Source organism: Actinomadura chibensis NBRC 106107 (assembly GCF_001552135.1).
GTDB lineage: Bacteria > Actinomycetota > Actinomycetes > Streptosporangiales > Streptosporangiaceae > Spirillospora > Spirillospora chibensis.
The window spans coordinates 1-18,733 of the sequence record NZ_BCQP01000019.1 but is presented as its reverse complement, the minus strand read 5'-3'; the positions used below and the strand labels follow the sequence as shown (position 1 = coordinate 18,733).

Annotated in this window: 11 protein-coding genes; 8 read left to right on the top strand and 3 right to left on the bottom strand. The window is 74.4% G+C overall.

The features are described 5' to 3' along the window. Positions 1-52 precede the first annotated feature (52 nt). From ACH01S_RS43450 to ACH01S_RS12775, 3 genes are all read left to right on the top strand, one after another. A complete protein-coding gene (locus ACH01S_RS43450) occupies positions 53-739 on the top strand; it encodes a RibD family protein (RefSeq protein WP_067889926.1) in 687 nt (228 codons plus the stop codon). Then, entirely contained in the window at positions 732-1,172 is a 441-nt protein-coding gene (locus ACH01S_RS43445; protein ID WP_067889917.1) for a deaminase, read from the top strand. Before ACH01S_RS43450 ends, ACH01S_RS43445 begins: the two co-directional genes overlap by 8 nt. A gap of 127 nt (positions 1,173-1,299) precedes the next feature. Continuing rightward, positions 1,300-2,736 carry an aldehyde dehydrogenase gene (locus tag ACH01S_RS12775; RefSeq protein WP_067889915.1) on the top strand — a complete coding sequence of 479 codons (1,437 nt, stop codon included), beginning with the start codon at positions 1,300-1,302 and terminating at the stop codon, positions 2,734-2,736. Positions 2,737-3,005: 269 nt separating this feature from the next. On the opposite strand, the gene ACH01S_RS12770 is transcribed toward ACH01S_RS12775, so the two are convergent. The 3 genes from ACH01S_RS12770 to ACH01S_RS12760 form a co-directional block, all read right to left on the bottom strand. Continuing rightward, entirely contained in the window at positions 3,006-3,932 is a 927-nt protein-coding gene (locus tag ACH01S_RS12770; RefSeq protein WP_067889913.1) for an AMP-binding protein, read from the bottom strand. 65 nt (positions 3,933-3,997) lie between these two features. After that, positions 3,998-7,204: an AMP-binding protein gene (locus ACH01S_RS46920; protein WP_169809256.1), complete on the bottom strand. Its 3,207-nt coding sequence runs from the start codon at positions 7,202-7,204 to the stop codon at positions 3,998-4,000. A gap of 149 nt (positions 7,205-7,353) precedes the next feature. After that, a complete protein-coding gene (locus ACH01S_RS12760; protein WP_246236984.1) occupies positions 7,354-9,918 on the bottom strand; it encodes a helix-turn-helix transcriptional regulator in 2,565 nt (854 codons plus the stop codon). A 114-nt stretch (positions 9,919-10,032) separates the two neighbouring features. Between ACH01S_RS12760 and ACH01S_RS12755 the strand changes: the two genes are divergently transcribed. The 5 genes from ACH01S_RS12755 to ACH01S_RS12735 all read left to right on the top strand — a co-directional run bounded on the left by ACH01S_RS12755 (position 10,033) and on the right by ACH01S_RS12735 (position 18,323). Next, positions 10,033-11,244: a hypothetical protein gene (locus ACH01S_RS12755; RefSeq protein WP_067889908.1), complete on the top strand. Its 1,212-nt coding sequence runs from the start codon at positions 10,033-10,035 to the stop codon at positions 11,242-11,244. Continuing rightward, positions 11,241-12,239, top strand: a complete 999-nt coding sequence (locus tag ACH01S_RS45875; RefSeq protein ID WP_246236986.1) for a hypothetical protein — start codon at positions 11,241-11,243, stop codon at positions 12,237-12,239. Before ACH01S_RS12755 ends, ACH01S_RS45875 begins: the two co-directional genes overlap by 4 nt. Beyond that, positions 12,232-12,888, top strand: coding sequence for a DprA-like winged helix domain-containing protein (locus ACH01S_RS12745; protein WP_067889906.1), 657 nt, complete (start codon positions 12,232-12,234; stop codon positions 12,886-12,888). Before ACH01S_RS45875 ends, ACH01S_RS12745 begins: the two co-directional genes overlap by 8 nt. Next, positions 12,885-16,358, top strand: coding sequence for a coiled-coil domain-containing protein (locus ACH01S_RS12740; protein WP_067889904.1), 3,474 nt, complete (start codon positions 12,885-12,887; stop codon positions 16,356-16,358). Before ACH01S_RS12745 ends, ACH01S_RS12740 begins: the two co-directional genes overlap by 4 nt. Before the next feature lie 306 nt (positions 16,359-16,664). Further along, a complete protein-coding gene (locus tag ACH01S_RS12735) occupies positions 16,665-18,323 on the top strand; it encodes a serine/threonine-protein kinase (RefSeq protein WP_067889902.1) in 1,659 nt (552 codons plus the stop codon). The last annotated feature ends 410 nt before the right edge of the window (positions 18,324-18,733 follow it).

Here is an 18,733-nt window from a genome sequence, read left to right as displayed (position 1 = left end):
GAGTGAGCCCGGGGGCCCGGCGCGGCGGGCTCGGCCCGCGCGGGACGGACGCATGAGCGCGCGCCCCTACGTCCTGCTGAGCTGCGCGATGTCCGCGGACGGCTACATCGACGACGCGTCGCCCGAGCGGCTGCGGCTGTCCAGCGCCGCCGACTGGGACCGGGTGGACGCGGTGCGCGCGAGCTGCGACGCGATCCTCGTGGGCGCCGGGACGGTCCGCGCCGACGACCCGCGGCTGCTGGTCAAGTCGGCCGCGCGGCGCGACAAGCGGGTCGCGCGCGGACTCCCCGCCGACCTGACGAAGGTGACGCTGACCTGGAGCGGCGACCTCGACCCTGGCGCGCGGTTCTTCACCACGGGCGAGTCGCCGAAGCTCGTGTACGCGCCGTCCGGGACGGCCGCCGAGCTGGCGCCGAGACTGGACGGCGCGGCCGAGGTCGTCGACGCCGGAGACCCGCTCTCCCTGGACGCGCTGCTCGCCGACCTCGGCTCGCGCGGCGTCCGGCGGCTGATGGTGGAGGGCGGCGGCGCCGTCCACACGCTGTTCCTGACGAGCGGGGCCGTGGACGAGCTGCAGCTCGTCGTCGCGCCGTTCTTCGTCGGCGACCCGTCCGCGCCGCGGTTCGTCTCGTCCGGGGTGTTCCCGCAGTCGCCGGACCGTCCGATGCGGCTCGCGGAGGTCACCCGCATCGGCGACCTCGCGCTGCTGCGCTACCTCGTCGGGGGCGGGCGTGGATGACCTCGGCTGGCTGTCGCTCGCCTGCGACCTCGCGGCGCTGTGCCCGCCGTCCCGGACCGCGTTCTCGGTCGGCGCGGTGATCGTCGGCGCGGACGGGCGCGAGATCGCCCGCGCCCACTCCCGCGAGTCCGACCCGCACGACCACGCCGAGGAGGCCGCGCTCGCGAAGGCCGCGTCCCTCCAGGGCGTGGATCTCGGCGGGGCGACCGTGTACAGCTCGCTCGAACCGTGCGGGAAGCGGGCGTCGCGGCCGCGGACGTGCGCCGAGCTGATCGTGGCGGCGGGCGTCCGGCGGGTGGTGTTCGCCTGGCGGGAGCCGTCGTTGTTCGTCGCCGGGACGGGCGCGGACGTCCTCGCCGCCGCGGGCGTCGAGCTCGTCGAGCTGCCGGAACTGGCCGAGCGGGCCCGCGAGCCGAACGCGCACCTGCTCTGACGCCCCCGCCGCGTGAGACGCGAGTCTCATTGCCCTTGCCAACGCCGGGGGACGCCGTGCGATGCTGTGACCAAGCAAGCATTCGGTTACCCGGGTTCGGCCCCGTCGGGCAGGGAGGCACGGCAGCATGCGCGAGCACGATCGGCTGTTCATCGGCGGCGAGTGGACCGCCCCGGCAGGCACCGCGACGATCGACGTCGTCTCCCCGCACACCGAGGAGGTCATCGGACGCGTCCCCGAGGGCACGGAGGCCGACGTCGACGCGGCGGTCGCGGCAGCGCGGCGCGCGTTCGACCACGGCCCGTGGCCGCGGCTGACGCCCGCCGAGCGCGCCGAGATCGTCGGACGGCTGTCGGCGATCTACGCCGAGCGGCAGCAGGCGATGGCCGACCTCGTCACCGCCGAGATGGGCTCGCCGATCATGTTCTCGGTGTTCGGGCAGGCTGCGATCCCGCAGATGGTGCTCCAGTACTACGTCGACCTCGCCTCCGCCTACACCTGGGAGGAGGAGCGTCCCGGCATGCTCGGCCCGGTCACCGTGACGCAGGAGCCGGTGGGGGTGGTGGCCGCGATCGTCCCGTGGAACGTGCCGCAGTTCACGCTGATGCTGAAGCTCGCGCCCGCGCTGATCGCGGGCTGCACGGTGGTGGCGAAGCCGTCGCCGGAGACGCCGCTCGACAGCTACCTGCTCGCCGAGTGGATCGAGGAGGCGGGGATCCCGGCCGGGGTCGTCAACATCGTCCCGGCGGGCCGCGAGGTCGGCGCCCACCTCGTCGCGCATCCGGACGTGGACAAGGTCTCCTTCACCGGCTCCACCGCCGCCGGACGCAGGATCGGCGCGGTCTGCGGGGAGCAGCTCAAGCGGGTGACGCTGGAGCTCGGCGGCAAGTCCGCCGCGATCATCCTGGACGACGCCGACCTGGCCAGCACGATCGAGGGGTTCAAGCTGGCGTCGCTGATGAACAACGGGGAGGCGTGCGCCGCGCAGACCCGGATCCTCGCGTCCCGCCGCCGCTACGACGAGGTCGCGGACGCGCTCGCGGCCATGGTCGGCGGCCTCGCGGTCGGCGACCCGGCCGACTACGGCACCGAGATCGGGCCGCTGGTCGCGCAGCGGCAGCAGGAGCGGGTGGAGAACTACATCCGGATCGGGCAGGACGAGGGCGCCAAGCTGATCACGGGCGGGCTGGACCGTCCGCACGACCGCGGCTGGTACGTCGCGCCGACCGTGTTCGGCGGCGTCGGCAACGACATGCGGATCGCCCGCGAGGAGATCTTCGGGCCGGTCCTCGTCCTCATCCCCTACGAGGACGAGGACGACGCCGTGCGGATCGCCAACGACAGCGACTACGGGCTCGGCGGCTCGGTCTGGACGTCCGACATCGACCACGGCGTCGACGTCGCCCGGCGCATCCGCACGGGAAGCTGCGGCGTGAACCTGTACACGCTCGACCCGAACACCCCGTTCGGCGGGTACAAGAACAGCGGCCTGGGCCGCGAACTGGGCCCAGAGGGCCTCCACCCCTACCTGGAACACAAGTCAATCCCCCGCCCAACCTCCTAACCCACCCGGCCACCTGACCCGCCCGGCCACCTGACCCACCCGGCCACCTGACCCACCCGGCCACCTGACCCACCCGGCCACCTGACCCACCCGGCCACCTGACCCACCCGGCCACCTGACCCACCCGACCCGCCCGACCCGCCCGACCCGCGAGCGTCCCGGACCGCACACATGCGGGGCCGGGGCGTCCGACCTCGACGGTTCCCCGGGCGCCCCAGGGCATCCGCCGCGGGGTAGCGGATGCACTGGGGCGGGCTCTCGGCCCCCGGTCAGGGGAGGGGGACGACCGTCCAGCCGTGGCGTGTCCGGCAGGCGCGGACGGCCTCGGCGGCGGGCGCGGCGGTGACGTGCAGGCGGACGTCCGGCACGGGGACGCGGCCGTGGTCGAACGCGATGGCGCGGAGCTTGGCGGGCGTGACGACCGCCGCGGTCGCCCGGTGGTCGCGGATCGCCTCCAGCACGTCGCGAGGCTCGGGCCCGGGGACGCCTATCAGGGTGACGCCTTGGGTGAGGCAAAGGTCGACGAGCCCGACCCAGGTGGGGACGGAGACGTCCTGGCCGGGGAGGACCAGCACGTCGCCGTCGCCCAGGCCCAGCGCGCCGCCAAGCCGGTACAGGTCGGCGAGCCGGTCGGCGTGGGTGATCTCCTCCGCCGGGGCGCACAGCCGCAGCGCCGGGTCGCGGAGCGGGTCGGGCGACGGCGGGGCGACGCCGGGCCCCGTCTCCACGAGGCGGGCGAAGGGCGTCGTGCCCGGGACGTCCCCGAAGGCGAAGACCTGCCTGACGAACGACAGCTCCGCCGCCGGGAGGGAGCGCGCCGCCGTGCCCGCTCCGGTCAGCAGGAACCGGGCGCCCGAGGCGTTCATCAGGTCGGCGACCTCGGCGGGCTCCGCGTCCGGCGGCAGCGGCGCGGGGACCGCCCCCGCCGCGCCCATCGCGTGGACGGCGAGCGCGAGGTCGCAGACGCCCGCGACATGGATCGCGCCGACGTCGCCGCGCCGGACGCCGTGCCGCCGCAGGCCGTGCGCGGCGGCCGCGACCGTGTCGGCGAACTCCGCGTAGCCGAGCCGCGTCCCGGGGTCGACGAGGGCGGCCCGGTCGCCGTGCCGGGCCGCGTTGGCCCCGGCCGCGTCCAGGACGGCCTCGGTGATCGTCGTCCCGGCGAGCGTGACCGGGGCGCTGCTTCCCTCGGGCATGCGCCGAACGTACGCCGCGCGCACGCCGCGCCACATCCGAAGAACTGTGTAGGCGGGTGTGTAGTTCACAGGGCGAGCCCCGCGCGTCGGAGCAGCGCCCGCCGCCGCACCTGCCCGTCCGGCGCGCGCGGGATCTCGTCCACGACATGCACGGCGGACACCATCCGCGTCCGGTGGACGTGCTTGTTGACGTACGCGAGCAGGTCGTCCTCGGACGCCCGCTCCGCCAGGACGACGAAGGCGTGCGGCGCGAGCCCGAGGTCGTCGTCGGGTGCGGGGGCGACGACGGCGTCCTCGACGGCGGGATGCGCGGCCAGCACCGGCTCCGGCTCGCCGGGCGGCTCGGGCCGCACGGCGGGGAGCCGCCCGAGGATGAAGACGCGCTCGTGGTCGTCGGCGAACGCCGAGTCGCCCGTCGGCAGCCACCGGACGGACACCGCCGCGGTCCGCGCGACCGGCAGCCGCACGCACAGCTCCCCCGGCTGGTAGGACGGCTGCGCCGTCCCCCTCCGCGGGTGGACGATCCGCCACGTCACGCCGGGCAGCCCGCGTCCGACGGAGTCGAGCGTGCCCTCCTCGACGGCCCGCAGGTTGAGGTGCGTGAACCCGGCGGCCTCGGCCAGCCCGTACGCCTGCCTGACGGGACACCCGAGCCGCGCCGCGGCGGCCCGCGCGTCCTCCGCGGCGAGCGGGCCGCCCGCGGCGACGACCGCCCGCAGCGTCCCGAGCCCGTACCGCGACACCGAACGGTCGTACGCGAGCGCCTCCACGAGCCGGGGCGGCAGCACAGCGACGGTCACCCGGTGGTCACGCAGTGCACGCAGCAGATCAGGGCGCCGCATCCCCGCGCAGGCGACGACCGTGGCCCCGAGCCGCAGTGCCGGATTGAGCACCCCGTTGACCCCGAGCACGTCGCTGAACGGCAGCGCGCTCAACACGACGTCGGAGCCGCCGAGCAACCCGGAGTCCGCGACCCGCACCAGCCCGGCGACGACCTCGGCGTGCGTCAGCCGAACGACGCCCCCGGCCCGCCCCTGCTCCCCACGCCCCCAGACGACCAACGCGACGTCCCGATCAGGATCCCCGCCGCCCTCCTCACGACCCGCTGCCGATCCCCCACCCGCAGACCGCCCACCTTCCCCAAGCCGCTCACGCCCCGAAGATTCCCCACCCCCACCAATCTCCTCACGCCCCCCTGCGGACCCCCGAACCGACGCATCGCCCCCCTCCGCCGAGCAAAACTCACCCCCTCCAGCAGACCTTTCGCCCCCCTCGACCCGAGCAGCCACCGACCGCTCCCCAGCCCTCGGCACACCTACACCCGGCACCACCCCAGAGCCCCCGCCCACGCCAAGTTCACGAGCCCCCGCAGGACACTCCTCTCCCCCAGCCCCACCAGCTATCGCATGTTCACCAAGCCCAGAAGGCCGCCGACTAGGGACGGAGCTGACCGCCCCAGCCCCTCCGCGCCCCGCAGGGACATCCCTCACGTCCGCAAGACCGTCGCCCGCCACACTCGCGCTAGAACGTTCACCGGATAGCGGGCACCCTCCAGACACCCCCGTACTCCGCGCCGCCGAAGCATCGCCACGCACCGCCCAGCCCCCCGACGACGCGGCCCCCGAAACTCCCGCGACATCAGCATCCACACCCCCAGGCAACGCAGCCCCCCGCAACCCCCCAGGCGCAGCGGACTCCGTCCCCACACCAGACGACGCAGGCCCCCCAAGCGCACCAGCCTCGCCGACCGCCGAACGCTCACCAGCCGCCGCGAGACCCCCACCTCCATCGGCCTCGCCGGAGACCGAACGCTCACTAGCCGACGCAGCCCCCGGAACTCGCGCGGAATTAGCGGGCACCGGACCCACACCAGACGCCGCGAGACCCCGAAGCGCATCGGACTCGGTGGTTACCGAACGCTCACCAGACGACTCGGCGCCCTGAAGCTCTCCAGGCTCGACAGGCTCCGCAGGCACACCAGACGCTGCGAGCGTCCCAAATGCTTCGGGCTCGGCCGACACCGAATGGGCGCCAGACGACGCGGAACTCCGAAGCGCTCCAGGCTCAACAGACTCGCCACGCCCACCAGACGACGCGAGACCTTGAAATGCATCGGACTCGGCGGACATCGAATCGGTACCGGGCGACGCGGGGCTCCGAAGCGCATCGGACTCAACGGGTTCCGCACTCACACCAAACGATGCGAGCGTTCCCAATACTTCAGGATCGGCGGGCACCGAACGCTCACCAGGCGACACGGAGCCCCGAAGCGCTCCAGGCTCGACAGACTCGGCACGCACACCAGACGACGCGCGACCCCGAAATGCTTCGGGATCGGCGGGCATCGAACCGCCAGGCGGCGCGGGCCTCTCTAGCGCTCCGGGCTCGACGGGTTCGGGGCGTGCGGCGGACGACGCGAGCGTCCCAAATGCTTCGGGCTCGGCAGGCACCGAACTGGCGCCAGACGACGCGGAGCTCCTAAGCGCTCCAGGCTCGACAGACTCGGCACGCACACCAAGCGACGCAGGACCCTGAAATGCTTCGGATTCGGCCGATATCGAACGGGCACCAGGCGACGCGGGACTCTGAAGCGCATCGAACTCGACGGGCTCCGCACGCACATCAGACGCTGCGAGCTTCCCAGATGCTTCGGGATTGGCGGGCATCGGACGGGTGCCAGGCGGCGTGGGGGTCTGAAGCGCTTCGGGGGCGGGGGGTTCTGGGCGCGCGGCGGGCGGCGCGAGGGTTCGGAGTGCTTCGGGTTCGGCGGGTTCACCAGGGGACGCGGGGCTCCCCGGTGTTACAGGACGTGCGGGGATTGCGGATTGAGCGGATGCCGGGTGGACGTCGCCAGAATCAGCGTCACTGATCGAGAGGGCATTGAGATGAAGTAGGCGCGCCCCCTCCTCCGCATCAGTGTCCCGACCGGGTTGGGTGATGACTGCGTGGACGAGCGCGGTATCCAAGGGTTCCTCGGCCCCGATCAGGAAAGGTGCCGCGCCGACCGCGATGACGGCGTGCAAGGCGATGGCGAACTCCGGACCGTCCAGTAGGTGCAGGGCTACGACATCGCCCGGCCTGATCCCCTCGCGGAGAAGGCCCGCCGCTACGGCCTCCACCCCTGTGATCAGATCTGCGTACGAGACCGTGTTGCCGGACGCGGCATCGATCACCGCGGGCCGTCCAGAGCCGGCGTCCGCCGCCCCCAGGACCGCGCGTGTCACCGTCACCGCGGGATAGGCGGCCGCCGGGTCTACACCTCTGGAAAGCATGTCGCCGAAGCTAGATCGGTGGTCGCGGCCGCACATGCTCCGAAATGTGCAACCACCGTCGTATCCAGGCTGGCGATGGTGAGCCGCGCTGTGTACACATCCCCGAAGTCGTCGTTGGCGGAGCCGCCTCCGACGCTCCCGCACCGTGCTCAGGGCGGGGACGGGCCTTCCGCGCGGATGTTGTCCACGGCCCAGGCGGCTATCTGGGCGCGGGACGAGAAGCCGAGCTTCGTCAGGATGTTGGTGACGTGGCGGGCCACGGTGGCCGGGCTGATGACGAGTTCGTCCGCGACGCCCCGGTTGCTGAGGCCGCGGGCGATGAGCCTGGCGATCTCGCGTTCGCGCGGGGTGAGCGTGCTCGGTGGCGTCGACGGCTCGGCGACTCCGGCGGTGCGCGGCGGCGGGACGGACGCCGCCGCCCCGTTGGAGAGTGCACCGGCAGCCGAGGCCGAGCCGCCGTCGGCGGCTTCGCCTCCGCCGTTGGAGGCTCCGTCCGGACTGCGGAGCGCGTAGGCGACGGCGTCGTCGGCGGCCATGGCGCGGCCCTCGCCCCAGAACTGGGCGACCAGGGGCTCGCCCAGCTTGCGGCGGATGGGTTCCAGGGTGCGTTCGCGGCGGGCCCCCGAGCCCGACTCGCGGCCGGTCGCCTCGCGCAGGGCGGACGCGGAGCCCGCCAGCATCACCGCGCCGCGGGCGTCGCCCTCGACGGCGACAAGTTCCGCGAAGGCGTCCAAGGCGCGGGCGATGTCGAGCCGGATGCCGGACGAGCGGCTCAGCGTGAGGCTCTGCGAGAGCGAATCGCGGGCCGAGCACGCGTCCCCCTGTTCCAGCGCCACGCGGCCGAGCCCGGCGAGGGCGCGGGCCATCTCGGGACGGGCGCCGATCTCCGCCAGGATCGGCAGGACCTCGGCGTAGTGGCCGCGCGCGGACGCCGCGTCGCCGCGCAGCTCGGCGAGGCGGCCGAGGCCGATCATCGCGTGCGAGGCGCCCCAGAGCTGGCCGATGTCGCGCATGACGGACGCGGCGGCGTCCAGGTGCTCGCGGGCCTCGCGCAGCCGGGAGCCGCGGATCAGCAGGTAGCCGCGGGCGGCGGACGCGTAGCCGCGGTTCCACTCCTGGCGTGGTCCGGCGGCGATCGCGTCGGCCTCGTCGAGGCGCTCGGCGGCCTCCGCGAACCGCCCGGCGCGGACCAGGCATTCGGCGCTCGTGATCAGCGCGGTCGCGGTCATGAAGTCGTCCCCGCAGCGGCGGCAGGGCGCGAGCGCCTCCTCGGCGTAGCGGGCGGCCTGGGCGAAGTCGCGGCCGCCGACGGCGAGCTGGGCGCGTCCGGCGAGCGCCGGGCCGAGGACGTCGGGGCCGAGACCGTGCGCGGCGGCGAGGAAGCGGTCGGTCCAGTCGGCCCATTCGGCGACCCGGCCGCGCACGATCCAGAAGGTGCGGAGCGCGGTGCAGATCCGCAGGCCCTCGGCGATGTCGCCGTGGTCGAACGACCAGGTGAGCGCGGCGACGACGTTGCCGAGCTCGACGTCGTACCAGTTGAACAGCGCCACGCGCGCGGCCCAGGGGGCCGGGTCGTAGGCGACGGCCACGCGGCCGTGCCGTTCGGCCGCGTCGAGGACAGCGTCGCGGTGCCGCGCGCGGAACGACTCCTCCCCGGCGTCGGCGAGCCGCTCGGCGGCGTACTCGCGGATGCTGTCGAGCTGCCGGAACCGCACCTCGCCCGCCAGCTCGCCGGTCACCGCGACGAGGGACTTGTCGACCAGCGCGGTCAGCAGGTCAAGGACGTCGTCGGCGGGCAGCGCGGCGTCGGCGCAGACGAGCTCGGCCTGCTCCAGCGTCCAGCCCGCGAAGACGGAGAGGCGGCGCAGGAGGGTGCGTTCGGGCTCGTCGAGCAGGCCGTGGCTCCAGTCGATCGCGGCGCGCAGCGTGCGCTGCCGGGCGGGGGCGGTGCGCTCCCCGGCGCTGAGCAGCCGGAACCGGTCGGCGAGGCGGCGGGCGATCTGCTCCACCGACAGGACGCGGACGCGGGCGGCGGCGAGCTCCAGCGCGAGCGGCATCCCGTCGAGGGCGCGGGTGACCTCGTGGACGGCGTCCGTCCCGTCGAAGCCGGGGCGGGCGGCCCTCGCGCGCTCGATGAACAGCCGCTCGGCCTCGTCCGGCTCCAGCGGCGGGACCCGCCAGACGTTCTCGCCCGCCATGCGCAGCGGCTCCCGGCTCGTGGCGAGCACCCGCAGCCGCGGGCAGCGGGCGAGCAGCATGCCGGTGAGCTTGGCGCACTCCTCGACGACGTGCTCGCAGTTGTCGAGGACGATCAGGGCGGCGGGGGCGCGTAAGGCGTCGGCGAGCGTCTCGGTGAGGGGGCGGCCGTCCTCCTCGGCGACGTCGAGGACCGCGGCGACGCGGCGCGCGACCGGCTCCGGCGCGCCGTCCGGGCGGACGTCGGCCAGCTCCACGAACCAGACGCCGTCGGGATGCGCTTCGAGCAGGGTGTGCGCGACGTGCAGCGCGAGCCTGGTCTTGCCGATGCCGCCCGCGCCGCACAGCGTCACCGCGCGCATGCCCTCCAGCAGGCGGCCGAGGTCGGCGACGTCGCGCTCGCGGCCGACGAAGGCGTTGGGCTCGGCGGGCAGGTTCGTCTTCACGGGGGTGTTCGGCGTGGTCATGTTCCCTGCCGTTCCGTGCCCGGTGCGCCCCGCGGCCGGGACATCCGTCATGGCGTGAGTGTGGCATCGCTCTCCGTGCACCGCCACGCTTTCGCGTTCTCGATTGTCCACGGAGGGGGCCGCCGATTCCACCTTGGCGGCGCGCGGGCCGTACCGTAGTGCGCCGTGTCCACCGCCTCCGAGAACGCGGCCGCCAGCCTCGACGACGTGCTGGTCGGCGAGGCGGTGCTGGGCGTCTACCGGCAGATGTTCGCCGCGCTGGCCCGCGACAGCGGCGCCGTCGTGGACGACCCGGAACTCGTGGACGTCGCCGAGACGCTGCTCGCCGCGTTCGCCGACGCGGGCGAGGACGGGCTGAGCCGCGAGCAGATGCGGTACGTGTGCCGCCGGTACCCGCCGGAAGTGTTCGAGAACCGGCTGCGGGTGTTGAAGGGGCTCGGCGCCGTCCGGGAGGTGTTCCCGAAGCCGAACCAGCTCCGCTACCGGGCCTCGTTCACGAGCGTGGTCGGGCTGATGTTCGTCCGGCGGATGATGCTGGACGGCGGCCAGAGCGAGATGCACCGCCTGCTCGCCCTGGAGCAGCTCAACGTCGCCGACCCGCGGATGACGCCGGAGCAGGCGCGCGACGGCGCGGACGGCCTGGCGCGCGCGTTCCGGCTGTGGAGCGTCGAGCTGGTCACGCTGACGAACGGGACGATCGAGGAGCTTCGCGAGCAGGCGCCGAAGCTGTGGGGCACCGAGGAGATCCTGGTGCGCGCGGAGCGGCTGCACGGCGCGATCCTGCGCCGGTGGCCGCAGCTCGACCGGACGTGCACCGACCTGCGCGCCGCCATCTACGCCTACGGCGACGCGTCCCGCCGCGCCGCCGCCCGCCTGTCCGACTCGGCGGGCACCACCCGAAACCTCACCCTCCTGCCGCCCGAGACGTGGCGGACGTTCGCGCGCACCGCGTCCCGCGAGGACCTCGCCGCCGTCCTGGACGGGTTCGTCTTCGACGCCGCCGCGCCGTGGCACGAGCCGTCGGCGGTGGTGACCGCCGTGGAGGACGGCCCGCGCGCGACGCCCCCACGTCCCGCGCCGCCGCGCCCAGCGGTCCCGGACACCGGCCTGTCGGGCGACACGGGCTCCGACACGGCCGCGGCCGACCGGCTCCGCGACATCGCCGAGCAGGTCCTGCGGGGCCGCGACCGGGTCGCCGTCGAGGACGTCCTCGCCCAGGACTGGCCCGCGGCGCGCCGCATCCTCGCCGACCTGTCTTCCGTGCACCTGCATCCCGAACTCCCCTATCGGCTCATCTGGTCGGACGATCTGACCGTGCGGCCCGAAGGCACCCCGACCTGGGTGTCTCCCGGCTGGTTCGAGAGGACGGGCCCGTGACCGTTCCCCCACCACGGGACGCCGCCGCCGTCCCGCCCGGCGCCCGGCATGTCGCCCCGTCCGCTGACCCGTCCGCTGACCCCGCCCCGCGCGCCGTCTCGCGTGTCGCTCCGCCCGCCGCTCCGTCCACCGCTCCGGCCGTGGACCCGCACGTGCTGGCCCGCGCACGCGCCCGCGCGCTGGGCGCGCCGTCGATCCCGGCGGCCGCTCCCGTCCCGCCGGGCACGGCCGCGGCGACGGACGGCGCCCGCGTCTGGCTCCTCCCCGTCTGGCCGGACGGCGCCACGCCCGCGCTCCTGGAGGAGTACGACACCGCGCCCATGCCGCTGGACCGCGCGGGACTGGCCCGCCGCGTCCTCGCCGCCGCGCTCCGCTGCTGCTGGCGGCGCCTCGACGACGCGCCCTGGCCGGGCACGGCCGCAACGGTCGCGGACGTCCTGGACGTGTACGCGAACATGACGCGCGGCGACACCGACCTGACCCGCCGCTGGGCCACCGGCGAACTGCGCCGCCTGGCGGACACCGGCTGGCTGCTCCTCGACGAGACCTCCGGGAGCGTCCGCCCGGGCCCCCGGGTCGCGCTCTGGGCGGAGGGCTCGCTCGCCTCCCTCCGCGACCTCCTCCACCGCCTGCCCGAACCCCCGGCCCCGGAACCCCCAACGCCCGAGTCCCCGGAACCCGGGCCTTCGAAAACCGGGCCTTCGCAGCCCGAGCCATCACAACCCGAGCCACCGCAGCACGAGCCCTCGGAGCCGGAGCACTCGGAGTCGAAGCACCCGCAGGCCGGGCCACGGCCTGCCGTTGAAGCGAGCGGCGCGTCATCGGCACCTCCGAACGACCTCGATCTCCCCCTGCCCTCAGACCCTCCCGCGCCGTCCGACCCCGCCGCCGAAAAACCCGAACCTGTGGATAACCCACCCGCCGAACCAGCGGCCAGCTCGTCCGGCGAACTGCCGGGCACCGCGGAGAAGCCCAGGCAGGACGGCGATGACTGACCTGTTCGAGGGCCTGCTGCGGTCGTACGACGAACGGCGCCGGGCCGAGCTGGTCGCCGCGTACATGGCGGTCGAGCACGCGGCCGAGCCCGTCCCCGAGGTCCGGTTCGCCGCGCTGCGGGAGCCCGCGCTCCGCCGGACGGTCGAGGAGATGCTCGCGCTCAGCGGCCGCACGCTCGTCCGCCACGAGCAGACGCGCTGGACCTCCGGATACCGGGACGACATCGCCGCTGAACTGGCGAAAGACCCAGAATGCGTCCCGCCGGTACGGGAGCGGGCGGTGCTGACGCTCGTCCTGATCCACTCGGTGGCGATCCCGCGGGCGGCGGGCCTGCTCTCCGACGACACCTGGCTGTCGCCACATCCGACCCCGCTGGACGAGCTGCGCCGCCGCACCCAGCTGCCCGTCGGGGAGCTGGACGCCGCGCTGCGCAGGCTCCGCCTCGCCGGACTGGTGTCGCAGGTCAAGGCGGGCGCGGACGACGCCGGCGGCTTCGTCCCCGGCCCGCAGTTCCACCGGCTGACCGGCGCCGCGCGGCGGCGGCTGCAAGAAGAGCTGATCCTGGCCGCGGGCCCGGACTCGCCGCTCGCCGCGGCGATCCGGGCGCGCCGCAGGGGCCGGGAACGCGAGCAGGGGGAGAACGCATGACGGCCGTCCTCGAACCACTGGTGCCGGTCCCGGCGCGCGGCGACGCGGAGAACGTGGTGGGCGACCGGACGCTGGTCGCGGTGCAGGCGGTGAACATCTCGCGGCTGTCCACGCACCCAGTCCCGACCGTCCCGGGGACGCTGATCGTGGTCGCCGGGCAGGGCCCGAAGGACTCCAACGGCGCGGGCAAGTCGTCCTTCATAGCCGCCATCACGGCGCTGCTCGGGGACGAGCAGTGGCGGTTCGCGTCCGGAGCGCGCGCGGTGGCGGAGCTGCTGTTCAACGCGGAACTCGCCGCGCAGGGCGACAGCCAGTGGGCGAGCGCGGACCACGGCTACATCGTCGGTGTCTTCGACCACCCCGACCCGGCGGAGGACGACGGGGAGACCGCCGTCACCGTCTGGCTGCGCGTGAACGTGGACGCGCCGCACCTGGAGATCCGCTGGCGGGACGGCGTCCACCTCGCGGCGGCGCCGTCCGAGGCCGAGCGGGTCTCGCTTGCGGACCGGCTGTGGGCCGGTCTGCCGCGAAGCGCCGGGCGCCGCGACCTGGTCGCCAAGGACCTGTCCCGCGTCCTGTACGGGGGGCAGGTCCGGTGCGTGTCGTTCCTGTCCACGTCGGTGAGGTCGAAGGTCGCGACCAACCTGCTGTCGCAGCCGCTGAACGAGATCAGCCCCGAGCGGATCTTCAGCGCCATCGCCGCGCTGACCGGGCTCGACCGCGAGCTCGAGGCCGAGCGCAAGTCCCGGGCCGAGGAGCACCGCGAGCGCGCCAAGGCGGCGGAGGCCGCCGAGCGGCTCGCCGACTGGGAGCGCGACGCCGCGTCCCTGCTGAAGACGTTCGACCGCCGCGACCGGGCCCGTGACGAGGTCGCGGCGGCGCTGCGGCACTGGCGGACACGGCAGGCGCGGCTGCTCGCGGACGCGTCCGCCGCCGACGCCGCGCACGCCGCCGAGCAGGAGCGGCTGCGCGCGGAGGGCGAGGAGCTGGCCGCCGCCGCGAAGGCCGCCGAACGCGAGATCGAGCAGCTCACCGGCGGGGCCCTCGACGCGCAGTTGCAGGAGGCCGGGGCGGCCCTCGCCGAGCTGAAGGGCCAGGCGGCCAAGCTCGCCGCGGACAAGGCCGTCGCCCGCGACCGGCTGGACGAGCTGCGCCGCCAGGTGTCCGCGCTGGAGGAGCGGCGGCGCGAAGCGGACGGCCGCGACGGCGCCGCCGCCCGCGCTGAACTGGCCGCCGCGGAGGCGCGGCGGGACGAGGCGCAGCAGGAACTGGGCATGGCGAAGGGCGCGGTCGCCCGCGCCGAGCGGTCCCTCGCCGAGGCGGAGGCGGGCGAGGGCAGCGCCCCCGCGCAGATCCGCGCGCTCGCCGCCGAGGGGATCGCCGCGGTCGGCCTGCTGGACGCGGTGGAGCTGGCGGACGACGTCCGGGAACGCTGGGAGGCCGCGCTGTGGCCATACCGGGAGGCCGTCGTCGTCAGCGCGGACGACCTCGACGCCGCCGTCACCGCCCTCAAGAACATGCCCGGCTCCATGATCGTCCCCGCGGACGCCACCACCCCCACCCAGCACGGTGGCGGCCCCCCACCCAGCGGCACGGTGAAGTCCAACAGCACGGCCCAATCCCACAGCGCCACGCAACCCGACGGCAGCGCCGCGCCCAACAGCGCGACCCAGCCCGACGGCACCGCCCCACCCGACGGCACCGCCCCACCCGCCAGCACCGCCCAACCCGCGAGCACCGCCCCGTCCGAGAGCAAGCGCCTGTCCGAGAGCAAGCGCCTGTCCGAGGGCGGAGGCCCAGCCGAAGGCACCGCCCTGGCCGAAGGCACCGCCCTGGCCCAGGGCAGGGGCCTGGCCGAAGGCAGGGGCCTGGCCGAAGGCAGGGGCCTGGCCGAAGGCAGGGGCCTGGCCGGGGGTGCGGGTTTGCCGGAAGGTGTGCGTTGTGAGCCGCCGCTTGGACGGTTCTTCGGTGCTCTAGCGGGCGACCCCGTCCACTCCGGCGACACGGCGGAAGGCGGTGCCGGAGTCGTCGTCGTGGGCGGTTTCGCGGAGCCGGTCACGGGGCGGGTGGCGCGTGTCCGGGCGGCGCACGCCGCGCTCGAGACCGCGCGGGAGGCCCTGGAGCGGGCGCGGCGGGCCACGTCCGACGCCGCCGCCGACGTGGCCCTCGCCGGGCGGCGGCTCGCGGGCGCGGGCGCGGCCGACGAACTGGACGCCGTCCGCGAAACGATGACGGAGCTGCGCGAACGCCTGGAGGAGCTGGCCGCGGGCGAGTCCCGGCTGGGCCCGCGGCTCGGCGCGGCGGAGCAGACGCTGCGGCGGCTGCAGGCGAAGGCCGACACGCGGGCGCTGGAGATCGACCGGCTCCGGGGCCGCCGGGAGGCGCACGAACGGGAGCGGGACAAGGTCCGGCGGGCGTCGTCCGAGTTGGCAGACAAGCGCGCCGTGCTCGGCCTGGACGCCTTGGAGAAGGAGTGGGGCGGCACCCGGGAGGGCGCGGCCGAATGGCTGTCCGCACTGGACGAGGACGAGGCCACCTGGACGCCCGCCGAATGGTGGCACACCGCCGAGAAGCACCTTTCGGAGGCGCTCCGCCGCGTCTTCCCGGACGGGCCGTCCGACGAGGACATGCCCGAGGAGACGCGTTTTCTCCTGCGCGAACGCGCCGAGGGCGAAGGGCGGCGCACCGACCGGGAGCAGGCGACGTTCCCGCGCCTGGCGAAATCCCTGGAAGCGTATCTGCGTCAGCAGGACGACTACGAGAAGCACCAGCGCCGCCAAATCGAAGTGCAGTTGTCGGCGCGCCGCGCCGACCTGGAGAAGGCGCAGAAGGGCGCGGCGGAGGCGGCGGGCGCGGCGGAAGCGCACCGCACCGCGCTGACGGCCGCGATCCGGGCCCGCCTCCAGAGGGTGTCGGACGAGTTCGAGAAACTCGACGTCGCGTACGGCGGCTATGGCGCGACGCTGGAATTCCCCACACCCGAGCAGCCGGGCGACCCGGAGCAGGAATGGCGCTGGCGGGTCACGCCGAAATGGCGGCGCTCGGAAGGGCAGCGCTACGTCCCGTACAACCGGCGCGCCAACACCGCGCTCATGGACGAGAAGGCAGTCAAGCTGGTGTGCGCGGCGGCGCTCGCGAGCTCCGGCGGCGGACGCCTCTGCCTCGTCCTCGACGAGCTCGGCCGGAACCTCGGCAAGGAGCACCGCAAGGAGGCCGTGGCGCTGTTCCGCAAGATCGGCGAGACGCACGGCATCACGGTGATCGGCGCGCTCCAGGACGACATGGAGCCGTACGCGATCGACGCCTGCGGACAGTATGTGAAACTGCGCCGCTCGTCCGACACGATGCCCTACAACGAGCCCCCGGTCGTCGTCGGCTACGACGACCACGGGCCCCGCGTCCGCAAGCTGGCCGACCAGATCGCCCGCTCGCCAAGCACGTCCCCCGTCACAGCGCATGAACCGGAGTAGTCGCGGCGCACCGTCAATCGCCTCAACATCACCCACCGCGACGTTGGTCAGCGTGGCGTCATCCGAAGTGCGTTCCGCGGTGACATCGACCGGCGCGGTGTCGCTCGGCGCGGGCAGAACGGCTGCGACGTCGACCAACTCCGCATCGAGTGGCCGCGATTCCTGACGTGAGGCACGGGCGTGGAGTGGGCCGGGGGCACGGAGCCGCCGTCTGGTCCGGAGGGACTGTGGTCGCGGGGCCAACCCGCCGCGCCGGGGCGGCGTCAGAATGGGGGAAATTCCAGACCTAGCCTGAGGAGCGGGCCCGTGGCGGAATGGCGGGTGTCGGGGTTCGAGGAGATCCGCGAGTTGGGGCGCGGCGGCCAGGGGCGGGTCGTGCTCGCGCGGCACGCCGGGAGCGGCACCCCGGTCGCGATCAAGTACCTGCCCGCGGACGCCGACCCGGACGCGCGGGCGCGGTTCCGCCACGAGGCGCGGATGCTCGGGCAGGTGGACGACCCGCATGTGGCGCGGCTCTTCCGGCTCGTCGAGCACGAGGACGACCTCGCCATCGTGATGGAGGCCGTGGACGGCGTCTCGTTCAAGGAGATCCTCGGCCGTTACGGGCGGTTGGAGCCGGAGGCGGCGCTGGCCGTGCTCAGAGGGTCGCTGCTCGGTCTCGCCGCCGCCCACGCGGTCGGAGTCGTGCACCGCGACTACAAACCCGCGAACGTGATCGTCCCGGCGGACGGGCGGAGCAAGCTCATCGACTTCGGGATCGCCGCGCCCGAGGGCGCCGCGCCGGGCGGGGGCACGCCGCTCTACATGGCGCCCGAGCAGTGGCGCGGCGAACCGGCCACGCCCGCCGCCGACGTCTACGCCGCCACCTGCGTGTTCTTCGAGGCGCTGACGGGACGCCGCCCGTACGGGTCCGGGGACCGCGCGACGATCATGGCGGGGCATCTTTCGCGGGACGTCCCGGCGGAGGACGCGCCCGAGCCGCTGCGGCCGCTCGTGGCGCGGGGCATGGCGAAAGACCCGGCGGACCGCCCGGCGAGCGCGGCGGCGTTCGTCGCCGAACTGGACGAACTCGCCCGGACCGCCTACGGGCCGGACTGGGAGGCGCGTGGCGTGCGCGCCCTCGCCGGGACGGCCGTGGCCCTCGCCGCGCTGTTCCCGCTCGCCGCCGGGCTGGCCCCGGCCGCCGGTGCGGGAGCGGGGGCGGGCGCGGCCGCCGGATCGTCGGGGATCCTCGCCGCGGTCGGCACCAAGGCCGCCGTCGCGGTCGCGGGCACGGCCGTCGTCGGCGCGACCGCGGGCGGGATCGGCGTCTACGAGGCGACCAAGGAGGAACGGCCGCCCGCCGCCGCGCGGGCCGATCAGCCCCCGCCGGGCGTCCCGCTGCGGATCGGCGAGATCACGCTCAAGACCCCGGCGTTCTGGAAGACCTATGGGATCCCGTACAGCCAAACGACGCTGAATGGGGAATCGGAAAAGCTGCCGAGCGACAGCTTCTACGTGAGGACCTGGAGCACGTGCTCCAAGGGCGAGCCGATCAGGGCGTCGCTCTATCCCGGCCAGGCGTGGTGCCCCGGTCTCCATGTTCTAGGACGCTCCTTCCTCAATGACAGTGGCGCCTACGTCGCGAGCAAGTACTCGACGTCCGACACCTATGCCTCGATGTTCAGCCAGGACGAGGGCATGAGCTGCCCCGGGCACGATGATCTGCGTGCGGTTGACGTCCAGCACGGCGCCCGGCTGACGGTGAACCGCCTCGCGGACGTCGGGTCCAAGAAGGCCGAGTACCGCGAATGGGTCGTCCCCTGCTACACGCGCGAGGACCGCGACGGGTACGGGCCCACCCGCAGGACACGGTTCACCTACACCGAACGCATCTGGTACCTCCCCGTCTCCAAGATCCTCATCGTGGACATCTGGAACACGCCGAACCTGCCCCGCATCCTGCAGTACGCCAAGTGGACCTGACCCTCACCACGACGCCCCACAAAACGCGAGCCACACCCATCAAGCCCGACAGCCCAACCGAAACAGCCAGCACCCCGCCCACCCCGCCCGCCCCCGCTCCCCCATAACGCCCAGTCCGACGTCCGATCCGACGCCCGAGTCCGACGCCCAGAACGACGGCCGATCCGACGCCCAGTCCGACGGCCAGCGGCCAGACCGACGGCCGGTCCGAGGCCCGGCGCCAAGCGTCGAGCGACGGCCCCGCGCCATTCGAGGCAACGGCCCGGACGCGAGACTCGTCGCGATGCCCTGCCCACGGCGCAGCACACGCCCTGCACGGTGCCCACGCACGGTGCCCATGCACGGTGCCCATGCACGGTGCCCATGCACGGTGCCCACGCAGGTTGCCCACGCAGGTTGCCCACGCACGG